Below are 16752 nucleotides of genomic sequence, written 5' to 3' on the forward strand. Positions count from 1 at the left end.
AGGGTCTACGATCACCAACGTCCGCCGCAGATTAACCCCGGCAGCAGAGCGCGAGTCCCCCTCGCAACCCCTGAAGAATAACGGCCAGGTAAAGGTTCCACAACTTCACCCGCCGCTTTCCCGGCAGTATCCCAGCACACAGTCGACTCGTCCGCGCGGATGCGCGGCTATCAGTCGCTGTAGTACTCGCTGCGGTGGCGGTCGGGGCGAGCCCGGTTCAGCACCGTGCCGAGAATGCGGGCACCGCCCGACTCGAGCGACTTGATGCTCTTCGCGAGAGCCGCGCGGCCGGTCTTCGTCGCATCGACCACGAGGATCACACCGTCGGTCTGCGTCGCGAAGAGGTTGGCGTCCGCCACGCTCAGGGTCGGCGGCGAGTCGATCACGACGTAGTCGTACTCGGTCGCGGCGAAGTCGAGCAGCTGCGTCATGCGCGACGACGTCAGCAGCTCGGCCGGATTCGGCGGCACGGTTCCCGCCGGCAGGATGTCGAGCGTGCTGTCGGCGACACTGTGCTTGGCCACCTCGAAGTCGACCTCGTCGAGCAGCACGCTCGTGAGGCCGATCGAGCCGTCGATCCCCGCGTGCTCGTGCGCCCGAGGCCGCCGCATGTCGGCGTCGATCAGGAGCACGGAGTTGCGCAGACCGGCCAGCGTCATGGCCAGGTTCACCGACACCGTCGACTTGCCCTCCCCCGGTGACCCGGAGGTGACGAGCAGGACCTTCACCTGCGACGTGACGTTGGCGTATGCGAGAGCCGAGCGGATGCGGCGGAACTCCTCCGACGTGTGCCCCAGCGGCTCCTGCGCCACCGCGATGCCGCGCGTCGCGAGCAGGGTGTCTTTCGAGACCACGCCGAGCACCGGGTCGCCGCCCGACTGCGCGAGGGTCTCCTCGTTGCGCACACGCGTGTCGAGCACGCCGATCAGCACGGCGACCGCGAGACCCAGCACGCCGCCGAGGAAGGCGCCGAGCAGGGCATCGCGCGGCTTGCTCGGTGTGAACTGGAACTCCGGGGCGACGGCGTCGTCGATGATCTCGGCGCTGATGGTCGATTCACCCTGCGGATCCTTCGGCGCGACGTCCTTCACGACGAGGATCAGCTGACCGGCGACAGCGTTCGCGAGGTCGGCAGCGGCATCCTTGTCGTCGGCGATGCCGGTGATGCGGAGCGTGACCGTGCTCTGCGGGATCGAGACCTCGATCGAGCGCGTGAGCTCACGCGGCGTGACGTCGAGGTCGAGTTCCTCGATCACGGGGTCGAGCACGCGGGAGCTCGTCGCGAGCTGCGCGAACGACAGCATCTGGCTCTGCGTGTACGCCGAGCCCTGGTTGAGGTCGGAGGCGCTGGTGCCCTGGTTGAGGGCGAAGTAGAGCGAGGTGGTCGCCTGGAAGAGCGGAGTCTGCAGCGAGGCGTATCCGAACGACCCGATGCCGCCGATGAGCGCGCCGGCGACGATGATCCACCAGAACTTGCGCAGCGAGCCCGCGATCACGCGCAGACTGACCCGGCTCTCGCCCATGTTTCCCCGTTCCCCCTGAGACTTCGATTCTAGAGGAGACACCCACGCGGCCCCCGTCATGGCTGTGGATGACTCCGCGCAGGGGCGCTGAGCGCCGGAACGGCAGAGGGCTCGGTCAGGAACTCGGATGCAGGATGCCGTGCTCCCCCGCGCGTCGCGTCGTTCGCCCACGTGATCGCGAGGCCGACGCAGAACCAGAGGAACATGCTGTACTGCGTGATCAGCGCCACGACGACGAGGCTCGGGAGCTGTCCGACGACTGCGAGGGACGCGGCGTTGCGGGTCGACCGGCGGACCGCGATCAGCGCCGCGCACACGATCGCGGCCATGATCAGCAGCGTCGGGACCCAGCCGTAACGGAGCAGGGTGAGCACGAGCGCGTTGTCGATGGACCGGGCGAAGTAGCCGAGGTAGTAGTCCCCCGAGACCAGCGATTCCCAGTCGCCGGGGTTGCCGAACGGCTGCACCTGTTCGAGCAGCACCAGCAGGTCGGTGCGGTAGTCGGCGCTGCCGCCCGCCTCCTCACCCGCTGCGCCGAACACGGTGTCGATGATCGGCAGGACGATCGCCGTGCCCAGCAGACCCGCGGCGGCGACGGCGACGCGGAACCGCGTCGAGACCCCTGCGATGAGGAAGGTCGAGAGCACGAGCGTGAGCACGAGCGTGATGAGCCCCGCACGACTGAAGGTCAGCACCGTCGCGACAGCGATGATCAGCACACCGGCGATCTTGGGGAGCAGACGCCAGCGCGTGGCGACGACGAACGCTGACGACATCGCGAGAGCGGCCCCGAGCGCGATCGAGTGACCGAACGCCCCCTCGACGCGCAGCAGACCGCCGCGCTCCTGGAGGGGGCTCCACGTGTCGTACACGACTCCCGAGCCCGGCACCAGCACGAAGGGGTTGAACGACGTCACGAACTCCACGACCGCGAGGGCCGCGGCGATGATGGCCACGACCGAGATCGTGGTCGTCACCCACGCGGTGTCGACGCGCGCGAGCAGGACACGCCCCCAGATGTAGGGGATGATCCACTCCAGCATCGCCGCGACGAGCGACGCGAGGTCGACGGAGCCGAAGCCGTAGAGCCCGGCGACCACGAGCACGAAGGACGCGACCCACGCGTCGGCCGCGCGCAGCGGCACGATCGACCAGTTGACGACGATCAGCAGAGCCGTGAGCAGCGTGATCGCCGCCCAGTAGAAACCGAGGTTCGCTCCCACCCAGATCGGGACGAAGAAGAGCACGCACGTCCAGACCGCGAACGCCGCCCTCGGCAGCATCCGGAAGAGGAGCACCGCGATGGCTCCCGCGGCGATCGCTCCGACGGCGAGCAGCACGATCGGAACGGCAGTGGTCATGCGTCAGGATCTTACTCGGGTGCGGTGACGCGGAACGAGTCGAACGTCACACCCAGCGTCGCCGTGGACGAACCCGAACGATTCCCGCTCAGACCCACCGCACCCGACGCCGCCAAAGGAGCAGCATCCGTCGTGCTCAACTGCCACGCCGCCGGCTCCACCGACCCCGTCGCCCACACCTTCGCCTGCAACGCCACCGACGACGAACCCGTCACCGACACCTTCAACGAATACGACGTGTTCGGCTGATACGTCAGACCCGACACCACCTGCGTCGCCAGCACCGTACCCTCACGATGCGCAACCAACCACACCATCCCATCCGGACGCAACCACGCCCGCACGAAGTACTTCCCCGCCGCCGAACTCCGAGCGATCACACCGATATACGACCCACCCGTCGAACTCGGCTGATCCACCGAGAACTGCACCGACAACACCGCATCACCCACCGCCGTCGACCCCAACGTCGCATGACGCGTATCACCGGGAGCGAGTGCCATCCTGCCTCGACCGTCGCTCACCGAGGTCGTCGCCTGCGAGCCGCCCGCGATCGTCCAGGCGCCACCCGTGCCGGTGGCACCCCAGCCAGGACCCGCCGTGCGCTCGAACTCATCGGCCGCGAGCGCCGGGAGCTCCGACTTCACGGGCGGCGCCGTGACCGTCACCGCCCGGGTGGCGGCGTGCGTGACGCCGCGATCGTCGGTCACCGTCAGGGTGACCGTGTAGGTCCCCGCGGCGGCGAACACGTGGGAGGCGGTCCTCCCCGCGGACACGGCGCCGTCGCCCCAGTTCCACGAGTACGACGCGATCGTGCCGTCGGCGTCGGTCGACGTGGAGCCGTCGACGGATGCCGTCAGGTCGACGCTCGACGCGGTGAACGCGGCCGCAGGGGCGGTGTTCGGCGCCGGGATGTTGATCAACCGCTCGGTCTTCGAGACGAGGTCGTTACTGTCGCGGACCGTGAGGCGCACCGTGTACGTCCCGGGCTGCGCGTATGCGTGCGTCGCCGCCGCCCCCGACCCGGCGGCGGAGCCGTCGCCCCAGTTCCACGAGTAGGACGAGACCGTCGCCGTGCCGGATGCCGCGGTCGCCGCGGCATCCACCGTCAGATCGAGTCCGGACGACGATGCCGTGAAGGCCGCAGCGGGTGGCAGGACGTTCCGGCCGATGCTGAAGTGCGTCTTCACCTGGTCCGCCGAGAGGGCCTGCGGATAGACGGCGACCTCGTCGATCTTGCCCTGGAAGTTCATCGAGGTCGGAGCGAGCGGGTAACCGGACACGGAGTCGCCTCCGACGCGCCAGTACCCTCCGAAGGACTGTCCCTTCGTCGCCGACGCATCCGTCGCGACGAGGACGCCGTCGACGTACAGCTTCATGCCGTACGAACTCTGGCTCGTGACGACGTGGTGCCACACGCCGTCGTTCAACGCAGTCGGCGAGGTGACCGTCTTCACTCCGCTGCCGTTCGTGGCGAACACCACACGCCCGTCATCGGCCATGACCAGCTGTCGGTCGTACATGCCGGAGTTGCCGGTCGACGACGACCCCCAGCCGATGAGCTTGCCACCGGTCTTCGTCTCGGTCTTGAACCACAGCTCCGTCGTGAAGGCGCCGGGCGCGGAGCCCCACGCGGTCGCTGTCATGCGACCGTCGATCGTGCCGGAGAAGCTCGAGCCGTTCGGCGGTGTGTGTGCCACGTTCGCGGTGGTCGGGGTGACGCCGGTTCCGACGGTCGCGGTGTTCGCGCCGGTCCAGTCCTGAGTGGTGCCGCCCATCGGGTAGTACAGCTGGGGGCCGTCGGCGATCACGGCATCCGCGTAGGCCGACGGCGCGCTGGGCGCGACGGCGGTCACCGTCTGACTGCGGACCGCGTTCCCGTTGCCGTCGCGCGCCACCACCACGTACTGCTGACCCGCCCCGGCGCCCGCGGTCTCGTCCGTCAGCACGATCGGCGCACGCCTCCACCAGGTCGAATCGAGCGCGGTCGTCGCGACCAGGGAATCGTCACCGGCGCGCCTCAGCTCGTAGGTGAGCGACAGATCGTCACGATCCCAGTTGCTGCGGATGACGACCCGCACCCTGCCGGGGACGAGAGCGCGTGCCGTCGGCACCCAGGTGGATGCCGAGAGTCGCGGCCCGTCCTTCGCACCGCCCGGGGGCGTGGTCGAGAAGCGCACGAGTCCCTCGAAGCGACCGTTGTTCACGGAGCGGAACTCGCCGCCGATCGAGATCATCGAGCCGGTGCCCGTGATCGACAGGCCGGCCTGGCCCAGGCCGGTCGTGGTCCCGACCGCCCAGTCCGGCGACCAGGCGTAGGCGGACGGCGCCGGAGTGCCCTGCCAGTTCACGTAGTTGCCGTCGGGCTGACGGCCGAGAGTCCCGCGGGCCTCGGCGGTGAACGCCTCGGAGTACCGGTGGGTGCGGGGACTCTGCTCGGGGTGCATCCCCATGGTCTCGCACGCGTGCGTGTGGCTGGTCGTGTAGACGACCTTGCCGGTGGAGTAGACGCCGTAGTGGTCGCCGAGGCAGTCGGCGATCCAGCGCACCGCCCCCGTCCCCGCCTCCGCGGCGAACGTGCCCTCGAGGTTCGCGACGGCGGGGCCGGCGAACGCCCAGCCGGTCCCGTACACGGCACCGGCGTCGGCTGCGAGACCGAAGATCCCCGCCTTGCCCGCCGTCGTACCGGCGTTGCTGCCGTTCTTCACGGTCTTCGGCAGCGCCCAGCCTGTGTCGAGTCCTCCGGTGATCTTGTCGACGGCCGCAACGCCGCGCATGGCGGTGTCGCCGTTCACCTGCGAGAAGCGGCCGGCGACGATGACGTTCCGTCCCGCGGGGTCCATCACCAGGGCATCCACCTGGAGATCCGACTGCGGCGCCCACGGCTGGACGGCGCCGGTCGCCGCGGTGAAGGCGGCGAGGTTCTTGCGCGCCGCGCCGTTGCCCTGTGTGAAGAGTCCGCCCGCGTACACGGTCTCCCCCGAGGTCGCCAGTGCGTAGACCCCGCTGCCGCCGATCGACGGCGCGAATCCGGGGACGAGCTCGCCGGTCCTGGCGTCGATAGCGGCGATGTTCCAGCGCGAGGCGCCGTTGACCTGGTTGAAGGAGCCGCCGATGTAGATGCGGGTGCCGTCGGGCGAGGCCGCGACCGCCTTGACGACGCCGTTGACCTTGGGCGCGAACGGCAGCAGCTGACCGGTCTCGATGTCGTACGCGAGCACGTTCGACCGGGCGGTGAGCTTCGCACCCGGTGCGGCCAGGGGTTCGCGGGCGTTGTCGAACTTGCCCACCGCGTACACGGTGGAGCCGATCATGGTCTGCGCCCACACGTATCCGTTGTCGATCTGCACGGTCGGGATCGGATCCGACGTGACGACGTTCTCATCGCGTTGCAGGAGCGGCGGCGGTGACGACGGTTCCGCGGCCACCGCCGCCTGCGCTCCCAGCGCGGTCATGCCTGCGACGAGCAGACCCGCCGTCAGGACGACGGCGAGAGATCGGCGCGCACGGCGCACGAAAGAGTTCCCCATGTGTTGTTTCCCCACTCCCCAGAATGAGGGGTTCCCCAACCCCTCAATCGCCTCCCCAAAGGCGACGTTCCACGGTATCGCGGCCGTGTTCACGGATTCCTCGGGGATGTGTGAAAACAGTCCGGCGTCCTCGGGAACGAAGAGAACCACCCGCCGGATCCGTGCGGATCCGGCGGGTGGTTCTCAGGAGAGGAAGGTGGTTACGGTGCCGTGACGCGGAACGAGTCGAACGTCACACCCAGCGCGGCCGTGGACGAACCCGAACGATTCCCGCTCAGACCCACCGCACCCGACGCCGCCAAAGGAGCAGCATCCGTCGTGCTCAACTGCCACGCCGCCGGCTCCACCGACCCCGTCGCCCACACCTTCGCCTGCAACGCCACCGACGACGAACCCGTCACCGACACCTTCAACGAATACGACGTGTTCGGCTGATACGTCAGACCCGACACCACCTGCGTCGCCAACACCGTACCCTCACGATGCGCAACCAACCACACCGTCCCATCCGGACGCAACCACGCCCGCACGAAGTACTTCCCCGCCGCCGAACTCCGAGCGATCACACCGATATACGACCCACCCGTCGAACTCGGCTGATCCACCGAGAACTGCACCGACAACACCGCATCACCCACCGCCGTCGACCCCAACGTCGCATGACGCGTATCACCGGCGATCAGAGAGAGCTTGCCCTTGCCGTCCGCGACCGTGGCGGCGGCCTGCGAGCCGCCGGTGATCGTCCAGGCGCCACCGGTGACCGCGGAGCCCCAGCCAGGACCCGCCGTCCGCTCGAACTCATCGGCCGCGAGCGCCGCCGGGTCGACCGGAGGCTGCGGGTCGACGGGAGGAGCCGTGACCGTGACCTGACGCGTCGTCGTGTTCGTCGCGCCCTTGTTGTCGGTCACGGTCAGGGTGACCGTATAGGTGCCGGCCGCGGCGTAGGTCCGCGAGCTCGTCGCCCCGGTGCCGGTCGTGCCGTCGCCGAAGTTCCACGCGTACGACGCGATGGTGCCGTCGGAGTCGGTCGAGGCGCTGCCGTCGACGTTCACCGTGAGCGCCGAGGGAGTCGCCGTGAAGGAGGCGACCGGAGCGGCGTTCGTGGGCTCCGGCTGCGGCTCCGGCTGCGGCTCGGGCTGCGGAGCGGCACCGAGGTTCTTGACCGTGAAGTCGTCGAACGTCGCGATGTTCGTGCCGGTCGCACTGCCTGCGCGGTACGAGAACACGGTCGGCGCACCGGCCACCTGCAGCGCCGGAGTGGCGTCGGTGGTCGACAGCTGCCAGTTCGCGGGCTCTGCCGCGCCGCTGGCCCACAGCTTCGCACGGATGGTGGTGGTGGAGGACCCGGAGGTCTCCATCGCCAGGTTGAACGTGCTGCCGGCCGACCAGGTCAGCCCGGCGACGGCCGTGCTCGCGATGGCGGTGCCGTTGCGGTGGATGACCAGCCACGTCGTGCCGTCGGCGCGGTGCCAGGCGAGCGCCCGGTAGCCGTTGTTGCCGGAGCGGCGAGCGCCGAGACCCTCGTACGCGACTCCCGTCGACGGACCGGAGGTCAGCGTGTAGGTGATCCGCGACTCGGTGTCGCGCAGGGACGTTCCCTGCAGCAGCATCTCGCGCGTCTCGCCCGCGGTGAGGTTGATGCGTCCGACGCCGTCGGCGACCGAGGTGACGGCGGCCGAGCCGCTCATCGGCGCCCAGGTGCCACCGGCATCCGCTGCTCCCCAGCCGCTCGAGACGACCCGACCGAAGGAGTCGGATGCCGCGAACACCTGCGCCTGCACGGTGACCGACTTGGTCTGGCTGGCCGTCGCGCCGAGGCTGTCGGTCACGGTCAGCGTGATGTCCTTCGCCCCGCCCTGCGCGTAGGTGTGGCTGGCCGTCGCACCCGTGCCTGCGGCCGTGCCGTCGCCCCAGTTCCACGAGTAGGTCAGGGTCGCCCCGTCGGACGCGCTCGACCCCGTTCCGGAGACGTCGACCCGGAGGCCGGAGGCCGTCGAGGTGAACGCCGCGACCGGGTTGGCGTGCGTCGTGACGGCGTCACGAGTGGTCGAGGCGGAGCCGCCGCGGTCGTCCGTCACGGTGAGCGTCACGGTGCGGGTGCCGGGCGTCGCGTAGACGTGGCTCGCGACCTGGCCGGTCGACGTGGTGCCGTCGCCCCAGTTCCAGTCGTACGAGACGATCGTCCCGTCGGAGTCCGTGGATGCCGAGGCATCGGCCGAGACCGAGAGCCCGGAACCCGTGACGACGAACGACGGAGCGGGCAGCACGTTCGGCGCCTGGACCACGACCGTCTTCTCGACCGTGGTCGAGAGGTCGTTGCTGTCGGTCACCGTGAGCTTCGCTGTGTAGGTGCCCGCAGCGCCGTAGGTGTGCGACACGGTCTTGCCGGTGCCGGCCGGTGTCCCGTCGCCGAAGTCCCAGCGGTAGCCGGAGATCGTGGCGGGGGCGGTCGGCGCCGAGGCGCTCGCGTCGAACGCGACCGAGAGGTCGGTCGGGGTCGCCGTGAAGTCCGCGGTCGGGGCGACGAAGCCCTTGCCGACGCCGTAGTGCGTGCGCACCTGCGCCGCGGTGAGCGGGTAGGAGTACACCGCGACCTCGTCGATCGAGCCCGCGAAGTAGTACGAGCTCGGTCCCGACGGCCAGCCGCCGATGTTGTCGCCGCCCACTCGCCAGTATCCGACGTATCCCTCGGCGTCCGTCGCTCCGGGGAGCGAGGAGGCGAGCGTTCCGTCGACGTACAGCTTCATGCCGGACGAGTCCTGCGACGCGACCACGTGGTGCCACTCGCCGTCGTTGAGGGCGGTGTTGTTCTGCACCGTCTGCGTGCTGCCGTTGTAGGCGCCGAAGATGATGCGGCCGTTGTTCGTCATGTAGATGTGACGGTCGTAGCTTCCCGACTCACCGGTCGCCGAGCTGCCGTAGCCCAGCAGCTTGCCTCCCGACGTCGTGGTGGTCTTGAACCACAGCTCGGTCGAGAACTGCTTCGGCGCTGCCACGCGGTTGCTCGCCGCCACGAGGCCCGAGTTGTTCCCGCTGAACGAGGACGCTCCGGTGATGGTGTTCTTCACACCCGTCTGGGTCTGGCTGACGCCGGAGCCGAAGGTCGGGGTGTTCGACCCCGCCCAGTCCTGGTTGACGGTGCCGAGCGGGTAGTACAGCTGCGGCTCGTCGGCCGTGACGGTGTCGACGTAGGACGAGGCCGCACCGGCGGCGACCGTCGCGGTCACGCTCTGGCTGCTCACCGTGTTGCCGTTGCCGTCCTTGGCGACGACCGTGTACTGCTGCTGCGATCCCGGCGTGGCGGTCTTGTCCTCGAGGCTGATCGAGGAGCGGTCCCACCACGTGCTGTTGACGGTCTTCGTGGCGACGGGCGTGGTGCTCCCCGCGCGACGCAGCTCGTAGGTGAGGACGAGGTCGTCGCGGTCCCAGTTCGCCGGGATCGAGACCCGCACGCGACCGGGGATGAACGACTGCGCGGTGGGCACCCAGTTGGCGCCCGAGAGACGGGGGCCGTCCTTGGCTCCGCCCGGAGGCGTGGTCGAGAAGCGCACGAGGCCCTCGAAGCGGCCGTTGTTCACGGAGCGGAACTCGCCGCCGATCGAGATCATGTTGCCGGTGCCCGTGATCGACAGGCCGGCCTGGCCCATGCCGGTGGTCACACCGACCGCCCAGTCCGGGGTCCACGCGTACGCCGACGGCGCCGGGGTGCCCTGCCAGTTCTTGTAGGTGCCGCCGGCGGCGGGCTGGTTGCCGAGCGTGCCGCGGGCATCGGCCGTGTAGGCCTCCGAGTAGCGGTGCGTGCGCGGGTTCTGCTCGGGGTGCATGCCCATGGTGCCGCAGGCGTGGGTGTGGCTGGTCGTGTAGACGACCTTGCCTGTGGAGTAGACGCCGTAGTGGTCGCCGAGGCAGTCCGAGATCCACCGCACCTGGCCGGAACCGGCCTCGGCGGCGAACGTGCCCTCGAGGTTGCCGGTCGCGGCGTCCGCGTAGACCCAGCCGGTGCCGTAGACGCCGTTCGCGTCGGCGGCGAGGCCGAAGATGCCCGCCTTGCCGGCGTTGCCGCCGGTGTTGGAGCCGTTCTTCACCGTCTGCGGCAGAGCCCAGTTGGTGTCGACGGCACCCGTGGTCTTGTCGATCGCGACGGTACCGCGCATGCTCGTGTCACCGTTGACCTGAGAGAAGCGGCCCGCCGCGATGACGTTCTGTCCCGCGGGGTCCATGACCATCGCATCGACCTGCAGGTCGGCCTGTGGCGCCCACGGCAGCAGTGCGCCGTTGGCCGCGTTGAAGGCGGCGAGGTTCTTGCGGGTGGTGCCGTTGCCCTGGGTGAACAGGCCGCCGACGTAGACGCTGGATCCCGAGGTCGCGAGGGCGTAGACGCCGCTGCCGCCGATCGAGGGGTTGAAGCCTGAGACGAGCTGGCCGGTCTGGGCGTCGAGCGCCGCGAAGTTCCAGCGGGTCTGGCCGTTCACGGAGTTGAACGATCCGCCGATGTAGATGCGGCTTCCGTCGGGCGATGCCGCGACGGCCTTGATGACGCCGTTGACCTGCGGTGCGAACGAGAGCAACTGGCCGGTGTTGATGTCGTAGGCCAACACGTTCGACCGTGCCGTGAGGCTGGTGCCCGGCACGGCGAGCGGCGCGCGGGCGTTGTCGAACTTGCCGACCGCGTAGACCGTCGACCCGATGGTCGTCTGCGACCAGACGTAGCCGTTGTCGATCTGCACAGTCGGGATCGGGTCGGACGTCACGACGTTGTCGTCGCGCTGCAGCAGCGGCGGCGGCTGCGGCGCGTCGGCCGCGACCGCGGCCTGCCCTCCCAGCGTCGTCATGCCGGCGACGAGCAGCGCCGCCGTGACGACGGAAGCGAGGACGGAGCGCGTCCGCTTCCCGATCGATGTGTTCCCCATGAGTGACTCCCCAGTCCCCAGAAATGTGATGTTGTGAAAAGTGATTGCCGTACTTCAGTACTGCGGTATTGCGATATATCGAGCAGGGTAAAAAATGAAAAGCTCAGATGACGATGACGATGAATCCGTGATGCGTCAGGAGATCACGCCGGCGAAGGTCGCGACGGGTTCTCCTGCGGCGTAGTTGACGTTGATCGAGACGGCTCGACCCTGCGCCGGGTCGAGCATGAAGACGTAGGTGCCCTCGGTCTTGGCGCCTGCGGCGAGCTCGCCCTGGAGCGGCTTGTTCGGGCCGGCCGTGGTGGCCACCCCCACGTCGCCGTCGTCGGTGACGAGATTGACGACGGCCGAGTCGATGCTCTGCGCGCGGTCGGAGTCGTTGGCGACCGAGACCGTGACGACGACGGCCGGACCCGCGTACTCGCCGGGTGTCTCAGGCGTCACGGTCGTGGTCGAGATCTTGTCGATCGTGATGGCCACGTCGGTCGAGAGAGTGATCGTCTCGTCGAGGGCGCCGGCCTGCACCGTCAGCTCCGGTGCCTCGGTGGGACCGTCGGCGGTCGGATCGGCCGGCGCGTCCCACTCGGTCGTGACCGAGGCTTCGGGCTCGGGTGTCTCGGACGCGGCCGGAGCACCCGTGCATCCGGCGAGCACGACGGCGAGCGCCACGACGGGCGCGATCAGGAGCGCACGATGCGTGCGCGATGTGCCATCCCCACGACGGCAGGAAGAAACGCTGAACACTGCAGCTCCCCAGTACAGAAAAAATCCCCAGTTCCGAGGCCCCTCGCCTCGGCTTCCCCTCACGTCGCGCAGAACGCGGCGTCGGCTCATACTAATGCCGAAACGCCGCCCTCACAAGAGGGAATCAGGAAGAACGACGGGCCGGACCGCCGAGCTGAGCCACGATGGTCTCCACGGCTCGCTCGACCTCCGCGATCGTGTCGCGGTGACCGCGGCTCCCATGCCGGTCGGCGATGCTCGTGGGGTCGCTCGGCGCACGGCCGGAGAACACCCGTCGCAGGCGGCTGCCGAGATCATCGGGCGCGGCGAGCGGCACGGCGCGGGAGCGCGCGCGATCGAGGTGCGCGACGTACTCGACGACCCGATCCTCGGCCGCCGAGGGGAACCCCTCGCCCAGGTGGGCGGCCTCCTTGATCGTGAACATCCAGTCGCGCGACCTCGGAGCGAGACGCACGAGCTCGCCGCGGATGTCTCGCGAGGCCGCCAGCACGATGCTCGCGTGCTCGATCATCTCCGCGGTCACCTCCCGTGCACGATGCGCGTCGGCCGACTCGCGCCACGCCTCGTCGCCGTGCAGGTGGGCGACCTCGGTGCAGATCGTGTCACCCGCCGTCGCTCTGACCCCGCCGCTCGTCACGGTGATGCCGGCCGAGGAGCCGAGGCCCCGCTGCAGCAGCAGCTCGGCGAGCGGGGAACGACACACGTTCGCGGCGCAGACGACGAGGATGCTCTCTTCGGTCATGAGGTCGCACCGAGCCTTCCGATCTCACGGAACCACTTCACCGCGGCGAGCGCGAGGAACGCGACGGCCGCCGCGCACAGCAGCGAGTAGACGACGAGGAAACCGGGGGTCCAGCCCCAGAGGACGAACACCAGGCAGACGAGGCCGAAGTCGGTCGGCAGCAGCACCAGGGACCGGAGCAGCGTGCCTCCGCCGCGCTCGTGCGTCGATTCGACGGCGTGCTTGCCCTTGAGCAGATCGTTCAGCAGCATCCCGGAGAAGGTCGTCGTCGCGACGATGCTGAACACGATCGGGATCAGGAGCAGCGCGGGCGTCTCCGGCAGCACGCGGTAGAGCCCGACGAGCACGGCGAGATGCAGTGAGGCGATCTTGAGCGTGTCGATGAAGTGGTCGAGCCACTCCCCCTGCGGGCTTCCCCCGCCTCGAAGGCGCGCGACCTGGCCGTCGGCCGAGTCCCACGCGTAGCCGAGCACGAGGAGCAGAGCGATGAGCAGCCCCAGCGGCACCGTCACCGGCGCGAAGGCGATCAGGCCGATGGCCGCGAACGAGTGGATCGCGCTGATGATCGAGACCTGGTTCGGCGTGAGGCCGAACCGGTAGGCGACGGCGGCGAGGACGCGGCCGATGCGGCGGTTCACGTACACCGAGTACGCGGGCGCGCCCCTGGCGTGCCCCTTCTGCGCCTTCGCCAGGCGATGGTACGCCTCTAGGACCATGTGCCGTCCTTCCGCTGGACTCCCCGACGGCGTGCGATGCGCCGCGCTTCCCGAACACCGCGCAGGTACGCCCTGACCGGCGCGACCGATCGCAGCAGCTGGCGGCGACCCCCGCGCAGGATGACCTCGCGCGCCGTGCGCGGGATCGATCGCGACCAGCGTCGCACGGCCTCGTCGTCGAGGTGGCGAACAGCGAACAGCATCCGATTGCGGATGTTGTAGAAGTAGTAGCCCTCGGACTTGGCGCGGCTCGGTTCGACCTCGGCGCGCTGGGTTCCGCCCTCGTCGTGCACGGCCTTCGCCCCCTCTACGAGGGCGAGCCCTCCCCCGGCGTCGAGGACGCGGTGGGAGAAATCGACGTCCTCCCAGTACAGGAAGTAGTCCTCGTCGAAGCCGCCGGTGAGCTCCCACACCTCGCGGGTGATCCAGAGGCACGCGCCGCTCAGCCACGGCTCGAACGGCCGCGCGTCGCCGACGGTGCGCTTGCGTCGAGCGCGCATCGTGCCGTCATCGAGCAGCACGTCGACGCCCGCGAACCAGGTGCGCCCGTCGGAGTCCTCGATCACGGGGCAGGCGAGGGTGGTGCGGGCCTCGGTGGTCGCATCCCGCAGCAGGCGGAGGGATGCCGTGTCGATGTGCGCGTCCGGATTGATGACGAGCACATCGATCGCCCCGTCCGCGAGCGCGCGGGTCACGCCGAGGTTGACGCCGCCGCCGAAGCCCGCGTTCGTCTCGGACTCGACGAGGGTCCAGCCGTGCTCGGCAGCGGCGCTCCGCGTCTCGCGTCGCTCGTCGGACCCCGCCCAGTTGTCGACGACGATCACCGTCGTCGCCGGGTCGAGCTCCCTGGCCGCGCCCTCGACGATCACGAGGTTGCGGCGGAGCAGCGCGGCGGAGGCGTAGTTGACGACCACGATCGCCAGGCGTCCGTGCACCACGGGCACGCGCTCCTCCCCCCGGCTCCGCATCGCGGATCGGCTCGGGTCGCCGGTCGAATTCCCCGGAGTCGCGACCGACGTCGACTCCCAGGGCACAGACTATACGCGAGAGCGCCTCAGGATGCCGGAATCCGGCCGTCACGGTACGATGAGCCGGCGCCGGGTGCGGCGCGATGTGCCATGGGGACGGGGCGGATGACACAGCAATCGGCATCGGGCGACGCGGTCGCCGTCACCATCGGCGTCCCCACGTATCAGCGCCCCGAGCTGCTGGCGGCCCTGCTTCGCGCGCTCCCCGCCCGCATCGAGGAATGCCGCGGGCTCGGGCTCGAGATCGACGTGCTCGTCGTCGACAACGACCCGACCGGCTCCGCCCGCCGTACCGCCGCCGACGCGGAACTGCCGGTCCGCTACGTCGTCGAGAGCACCGCCGGGATCGCGGCGGCACGCAACCGCATCCTGGACGAGTGCGCGCAGAGCGACCTCGTCGCCTTCATCGACGACGACGAGATCCCCCGGGAGAACTGGCTGTCTGCACTCGTCGGGGTCTGGCGGGAGCACGAGGCGGATGCCGTGATGGGGCGCGTCATCTCGGTGTTCGACGACGACGTCGACCCCTGGCTTCTCGCCTCCGGAACGTTCCGCCGCCCACCGCGGACGACGGGCACGGTGCTGCAGGTCGCGGCGGCGGGCAACCTGCTGCTCGACCTCCGGACCATCCGGCGGCTCGGACTGCGCTTCGACGAGACCCTCGGACTCGGCGGCGGCGAGGACACGCTCTTCTCCCGCCAGCTCGCCCGCAAAGGCGGCCGGATCGTGTGGTGCAACGAGTCGGAGACCGAGGACCTCGTGGTCGCGGCGCGCCTCAGCCGCGCGTGGGCGGCGCAGCGCGCGTTCAGCTCAGCGAACGCCGGAACCCGCATCCGCCTGCAGCTCACCGACGGCGCGCCCCGGCGCGCGCTCGTGCGGGCCGAGGCACTGCTCGGAGGCGTCGCGCGCATCGCTGTCGGCGGCGCGCGGCGGGCGTTCGGCGCGCTGACCTCGCGCATCGACCACCACGCCAGGGGCACGAGACTGGTGCACCGCGGCCGCGGCACGATCGCCGCCGCCCTCGGTCGCCGCTACGACGAGTACCGTCGCCCATCGGAGGATGACACGACCATGACCGATTCCGGCATCCGCGTGATGCAGTCGCTGGGCGCTCCGCGGCCGACGACGAACCCCTACAACAAGATGCTCGACGACGCCCTCGGCGCGACCGAGGGACTGACGCACCTGCGGTTCTCGTGGAAGACGGCGCTCTTCGGCCGATACGACGCCTTCCACTGGCACTGGCCCGAGGCGAAGATGCACGGGTCCTCGTGGGTGAAGTCGACGGGCAAGCTCGTGCTCACGGCCGCGCTCGCGATGCGTCACCGCCTGTCGCGCCGCATCGCCGTGGTGCGCACGGTGCACAACATCGAGCTGCCCGACGACGACGCCGCGCGGCTCCGGGTGCTGCGCTTCATCGAGAAGCACACCGACTACCGGATCGCGATCAACGAGACGACGCCGCTGCCGGCTGCCGCACCGCACCACCTCATCCTGCACGGCCACTACCGCGACTGGTACGCCGAGTACCCCGCGGCGGAACGGGTGCGCGGGCGGCTCGGCGCATTCGGCGGAGTGCGCCGCTACAAGGGACTCGAGGGGTTCATCGACGCGTACGGCGAGGCTGTGGCGACCGAACCGCAGCTGAGCCTGGCCATCGGCGGTCGACCGTCGAGCACCGAGCTCGGCGACGACCTGCGGGCTCGGACCGCGGACCTGCCCGACGTGCACCTGCAGCTCGACTTCCTCAGCGACGCCGAACTCGTGCAGCTCGCGACCTCGTCGGAGCTGATCGTGCTGGCCTACCGCTTCATGCACAACTCGGGAAGCGTGCTCGCCGCCCTGTCGCTCGACCGACCGGTGCTCGTGCCTCGCAACGAGGCCAACGAGGCTCTGGCCCGCGAGGTCGGCGCGGACTGGGTGCGCATGTACGACGGCGACCTCGACGCCGACGATCTCGTGACCACCTGGCGGGCGGTCGCCGACCTCGACGGCTCCCCCGACCTCTCGCGCCGCGAATGGGCCGACGCCGGCCGCGCGCACGCCGACGCCTATCGCGCGGCGGTGCGGGTCAAGCGCCGCTCACGCTCTCAGCAGGCGAACCGCTAGAGTCGTCGATACGACTGTGGGGGTCGTGGGCGGCAGGGGACGGCCGCCCTTTCCGTGACGCCACCACGCTTTTTCAACGCAGTACGAGG

The 16752-nt window shown here is 69.7% G+C and carries 9 protein-coding genes; 1 reads left to right on the forward strand and 8 read right to left on the reverse strand.

The genetic code is table 11. The annotated features are described in order from the left end of the window. Positions 1 to 170: 170 nt before the first annotated feature. The 8 genes from MRBLWO14_RS06425 to MRBLWO14_RS06460 form a co-directional block, all read right to left on the reverse strand. Positions 171 to 1523 (reverse strand): polysaccharide biosynthesis tyrosine autokinase, encoded by a 1353-nt coding sequence (locus MRBLWO14_RS06425; RefSeq protein ID WP_341935624.1) that lies wholly within the window; start codon positions 1521 to 1523, stop codon positions 171 to 173. Between the two features lie 56 nt (positions 1524 to 1579). Beyond that, the gene (locus MRBLWO14_RS06430) at positions 1580 to 2884 is read right to left on the reverse strand and encodes a hypothetical protein (RefSeq protein ID WP_341935625.1); all 1305 of its coding nucleotides are present in this window, start codon (positions 2882 to 2884) and stop codon (positions 1580 to 1582) included. An 11-nt stretch (positions 2885 to 2895) separates the two neighbouring features. Continuing rightward, entirely contained in the window at positions 2896 to 6414 is a 3519-nt protein-coding gene (locus MRBLWO14_RS06435; protein ID WP_341935626.1) for a PKD domain-containing protein, read from the reverse strand. 200 nt (positions 6415 to 6614) lie between these two features. Continuing rightward, positions 6615 to 11324 carry a PKD domain-containing protein gene (locus MRBLWO14_RS06440; RefSeq protein WP_341935627.1) on the reverse strand — a complete coding sequence of 1570 codons (4710 nt, stop codon included), beginning with the start codon at positions 11322 to 11324 and terminating at the stop codon, positions 6615 to 6617. 135 nt (positions 11325 to 11459) lie between these two features. Further along, positions 11460 to 11993, reverse strand: a complete 534-nt coding sequence (locus tag MRBLWO14_RS06445; protein WP_341935628.1) for a DUF4352 domain-containing protein — start codon at positions 11991 to 11993, stop codon at positions 11460 to 11462. A gap of 199 nt (positions 11994 to 12192) precedes the next feature. Next, on the reverse strand, positions 12193 to 12810 hold the full coding sequence (locus MRBLWO14_RS06450) for a hypothetical protein (RefSeq protein WP_341935629.1): 618 nt from the start codon (positions 12808 to 12810) through the stop codon (positions 12193 to 12195). Then, positions 12807 to 13526, reverse strand: coding sequence for a CDP-alcohol phosphatidyltransferase family protein (locus MRBLWO14_RS06455; RefSeq protein ID WP_341935630.1), 720 nt, complete (start codon positions 13524 to 13526; stop codon positions 12807 to 12809). Before MRBLWO14_RS06455 ends, MRBLWO14_RS06450 begins: the two co-directional genes overlap by 4 nt. After that, positions 13517 to 14470: a glycosyltransferase family 2 protein gene (locus tag MRBLWO14_RS06460; RefSeq protein ID WP_341935631.1), complete on the reverse strand. Its 954-nt coding sequence runs from the start codon at positions 14468 to 14470 to the stop codon at positions 13517 to 13519. Before MRBLWO14_RS06460 ends, MRBLWO14_RS06455 begins: the two co-directional genes overlap by 10 nt. Positions 14471 to 14659: 189 nt before the next feature. On the opposite strand from MRBLWO14_RS06460, the gene MRBLWO14_RS06465 reads away from it, so the two are divergent. Continuing rightward, complete coding sequence (locus tag MRBLWO14_RS06465; RefSeq protein WP_341935632.1) at positions 14660 to 16663, forward strand: glycosyltransferase; 2004 nt, start codon at positions 14660 to 14662, stop codon at positions 16661 to 16663. The last annotated feature ends 89 nt before the right edge of the window (positions 16664 to 16752 follow it).

It is taken from the genome of Microbacterium sp. LWO14-1.2, assembly GCF_038397715.1.
Taxonomy (GTDB): domain Bacteria; phylum Actinomycetota; class Actinomycetes; order Actinomycetales; family Microbacteriaceae; genus Microbacterium.